The following is a 4,347-nucleotide window of genomic DNA, read 5'->3' on the forward strand; positions in this document are numbered from 1 at the left end:
GGTACCGGCGAAGAACCGGTCCCACCCGACATCGACGCCCTGGGCGTGCAGGACGCCCAAAGCCGTCACCACGGCCTGCGCGGCCGGCCTGCCCGCACGCTGCGCGGGAACACACACCGCGCCCTCGACGGACTCCGCCACCGGCCCCGACAACACCGCGTCCGGCGCCAGCTCCACGAAGACACCCGCCCCCGACGCCACCACGGCATCGGCGAAGCGGACCGTCTCCCGCACGTTGCGCACCCAGTAACCGGGGTCGCACACCTCGTCCGTCACCACACCACCGGTCACCGTCGACACGAACGGCAGCGACGGGACACGGAACGTCACGGACTCCAGCACCCGCCGGAAGTCCTCCAGCACCGGATCCATCCGATGCGAATGGAACGCATGACTGACCGACAGCCGCTTCGAACGACGCCCCGCCCACCGCGCGGCCTCCGCCAGCACAGCCTCCTCATCACCCGACAACACCACCGACGACGGACCGTTGACCGCCGCCAGCTCCACCCCCTCCCCCAACTCCAGCTCGTGCTCGGCCACCTCAACGGCCACCATCGCGCCACCCTCCGGCAACGCCTGCATCAACCGGCCCCGAGCCGCCACCACCCGCACGGCATCCTCAAGAGACCACACACCCGCCACATACGCCGCCGCCAGCTCACCCACCGAATGACCCAGCACGGCATCCGGCGTCACACCCCACGACTCCAGCAGCCGGAACAACGCCACCTCGAACGCGAACAGCCCCGCCTGCGCGAACACCGTCCGGTCCAGCTCCGCACCACCCTCGGCGATCACCTCACCCAACGAACGATCCAGCACCGCGTCGAACGCCCCGCACACCTCGGCGAACACCCCACCGAACACCGGATAGGCCGCAGCGAGTTCCGCACCCATCCCCGCCCGCTGCGCACCCTGACCCGCGAACACGAACGCGGTCCGGGCCTCGCGGGCCGTTGTGGGGTGGGCGTTGTCAAGGGCGGTGAGGAGTTCCTCGGTGGTCCGGCCGACCGCCGTCACGCGGTGGGCCAGTGCGGCCCGGCCGGTGGCAAGGCTGAGACCGATGTCGGCCGGTCGTGCCTGGGGGTGCTCGGTGACGAACGTACGCAGCCGCTCGATCTGGGCCCCCAGCGCGGTCTCGGACCGTGCCGACACCACCCAGGGCACGGCGGGCAGTTCGGCCGGCCGGGTGGGCTCCGTGTCGTCCGGTGCCTCCTCGAGGACGACGTGGGCGTTGGTGCCGGACACGCCGAACGAGGACACGCCCGCCCGGCGCGGGCGGCCCGCACGCGCCCACTCGCGCTCCTCGGTCAGCAGCTCGACCGCGCCGGCGGTCCAGTCGACGTGCGGGGACGGCGCGTCCACGTGGAGCGTACGGGGCAGCGTCCCGTGCCGCATCGCCTGCACCATCTTGATCACACCGGCCACACCCGCGGCGGCCTGCGTGTGCCCGATGTTGGACTTCACCGACCCCAGCCACAGCGGCTCGTCCCGCTCCTGGCCGTAGGTGGCCAGCAGCGCCTGCGCCTCGATGGGGTCGCCCAGGGTGGTGCCGGTGCCGTGCGCCTCCACCGCGTCCACGTCGCCCGGCACGAGCCCGGCGCCCGCGAGGGCCTGCCGGATCACCCGCTGCTGCGAGGGACCGTTCGGGGCCGTCAGACCGTTCGACGCACCGTCCTGGTTCACCGCGGAACCACGCACCACCGCCAGCACCGTGTGCCCGTTGCGACGCGCGTCCGACAGCCGCTCCACCAGGAGCATGCCGACACCCTCGCCCCAGCCGGTTCCGTCGGCCGCGGCGGCGAAGGACTTGCAGCGCCCGTCCGCCGCGAGACCCCGCTGGCGGGAGAACTCGTCGAAGGCGCCCGGGGTGGCCATGACGGTCACACCACCCGCCAGGGCCATCGAGCACTCCCCCGACCGCAGCGCCTGGACCGCCCAGTGCAGGGCGACCAGCGAGGAGGAGCACGCGGTGTCGACGGTGACCGCCGGGCCCTCCAGGCCCAGGACGTAGGCGATGCGGCCCGACAGCACGCTGGCCGCGTTGCCTGTGCCGATGTGTCCCGCGTGGTCGTCGGTGGCACCGGCGAGGAGGCTCACGTAGTCCTGGCCGTTGGTGCCGAGGAAGACACCGACGGACGTTCCGCGCACCGTGTGCGGGTTGATACCCGCGCGTTCGAAGGCCTCCCAGCCGGTCTCCAGGGCGAGCCGCTGCTGCGGGTCCATGACCAGCGCCTCGCGCGGGCTGATCCCGAAGAAGTCCGCGTCGAACTCCGCGGCGCCGCGCAGGAATCCGCCTTCGGCGTAGACCTCGCTGGGGCCCCACCGGCGGTCGGCCGGAATGGGTCCCATGGCGTCCACTCCGTCGGCGAGCAGCCGCCACAGGTCCTCGGGGGAGGTCACGTCGCCCGGGAAGCGGCAGGCCATGCCCACGATCGCGATGGGGTCGTCCGCGTGAACGGCCGTGGCCGGGAGCACGGTCGCGCCGTCGGAGCCCGTGGTCTCCCCGGTCGCCAGGGCGAGCAGGTGGGCGGCCAGGGCGCGGGCGCTCGAATAGTCGAACACGGCGGTCGCGGGGAGCGCGACCCCGGTGGCGGCGGAGAGCCGGTTGCGCAGCTGGACGGCTGCCATGGAGTCGAAGCCCAGGTCGCGGAAGGCGGTGTCGGGCTCGACGTCCGCCGCGCCCGAGCGGCCGAGGACGGCGGCGGCGGCGGACCGCACGAGGTCCAGTGCGGCGCGCTCGCGGTCGGGGCCGGTGAGCGCCGTGGGTGCCTCGACGGTCGCCGGGCCGGAGTGCTCGGCCAGCATGGAGCCGGCGGCGAGGCCGGTCCAGTCGGCGTCGGCGACGACGCTGAGCGCGTCCGTGGCGGCCACGGCACGGTCGAGGGCGACCAGGGCGTGTCCGGGGTCGAGCGGCTTGACACCGGCGCGGCGCAGTCGTTCCGCCACGGCCTCGTCGAGCATGCCGCCGCCCGCCCAGGGACCCCAGGCGATGGCGGTGCCGGGCAGTCCGAGGGTCCGGCGATGCGCGGCGAGCGTGTCGAGTACGGCGTTCGCGGCGGCGTACGCGGCCTGCCCGGGGTTGCCGAGGGTGCCGGCGAGCGAGGAGAACAGCACGAACGCGTCCAGGTCGAGTCCGGCCGTCGCGGTGTGCAGGACCCGGGCGGCGTCGGCCTTGGCCCGGAGCACGGCGGTGACCTGGTCCGGGGCGAGGGTGTCCAGCGGTGCGTCGGAGAGGACGCCCGCCGTGTGGACCACGGCGGTCAGCGGTGCGTCGGCGGGTATCCGCGCCAGCAGGGCCGCGACCGCCTCGGGGTCGGCGACGTCGCACGCGGCCACGGTCGCCGTGGCGCCCGCGGCTTCGATGGCACGGACCAGTTCGGCGGCGCCGTCGGCCGCCGGGCCCCGCCTGCTGACCAGCAGCAGGTGCTCCGCTCCGCGCTCGGCGAGCCGCTGGGCGACCTGTGCGCCGAGGGCGCCCGTGCCGCCGGTCACGAGGACCGTGCCGCGGGGCCGCCACTCGCGGCGGGGAGCGTCGGCGGCTCGTACGAGTCGGGCCGCGAAGGTGCCGTTGTCGCGTACCGCGCACTCGTCCTCGGTGCCGGCCAGGACGGCGGCGAGCCGGCGTCGGGTCCGCTCGTCCAGCGTGCCGGGCAGGTCGACCAGCCCGCCCCAGCGGTCCGGGGCCTCAAGGCGGACGACCCGGCCGAGGCCTCGGACACCCGCCGCGGCGACGGCGGCTTCCGGGATCGCTTCCGTGCCGGTGACTGCCACGGACCGGGATGTGGCGTACCACAGCGGAACGGTGATCTCCGCGTCGGCGAGCGTCTGGACGAGGGCGAGGGCCGCGTGCACCGGGCGGTCGGCCGACGCGAGCAGTGACAGCACTCCGCCGAGACCGTCGGTGCCGGTGTCGCGGAGCAGCTCGGCGGTCGTCCGCCGGTCGGCGTCCCGCGGCAGTGCGAGGTGTGTGACCTCGGCACCGTGCTCGCTCAGGGCGGTGGTGACGTCGGCGAGGAGCGGCTCGTCGTCCGCCGTACTGACCAGCAGCCACCTGCCGGTCAGTACGGCGCCGGCGGCTTCGGGGAGCGGGGTCCAGCGGACCTTGTGCCGCCAGCGGTCCACGACCGCGTCGGCGCGCTCCCTGTCGTGCCAGGAGGCGAGGGTGGGCAGTACGGCGTCGAGGCCGGCGTCTTCCGCCACGCCCAGCAGGCCGGCGAGGTCACCGCTCTGGACGGCGGCCCAGAAGGCTTCGTCCGAGGAACGGGTCAGGGGCGCGGGGACGTCGAGCCAGAAGCGTTCGCGTTGGAAGGCGTAGGTGGGCAGGTCGACACGGCGGGCACC

The 4,347-nt window shown here is 74.5% G+C and carries 1 protein-coding gene; it reads right to left on the reverse strand.

The window, feature by feature from the left end; all coding sequences use genetic code 11:
• Nucleotides 1-4,347, reverse strand: a 4,347-nt coding sequence (locus tag IEZ20_RS39330) for a type I polyketide synthase (RefSeq protein WP_189307940.1), incomplete at both ends; no start/stop codon positions are given.

The sequence above is a fragment of the Streptomyces cinerochromogenes genome, from assembly GCF_014648635.1.
Classification (GTDB): Bacteria; Actinomycetota; Actinomycetes; order Streptomycetales; family Streptomycetaceae; genus Streptomyces; species Streptomyces cinerochromogenes.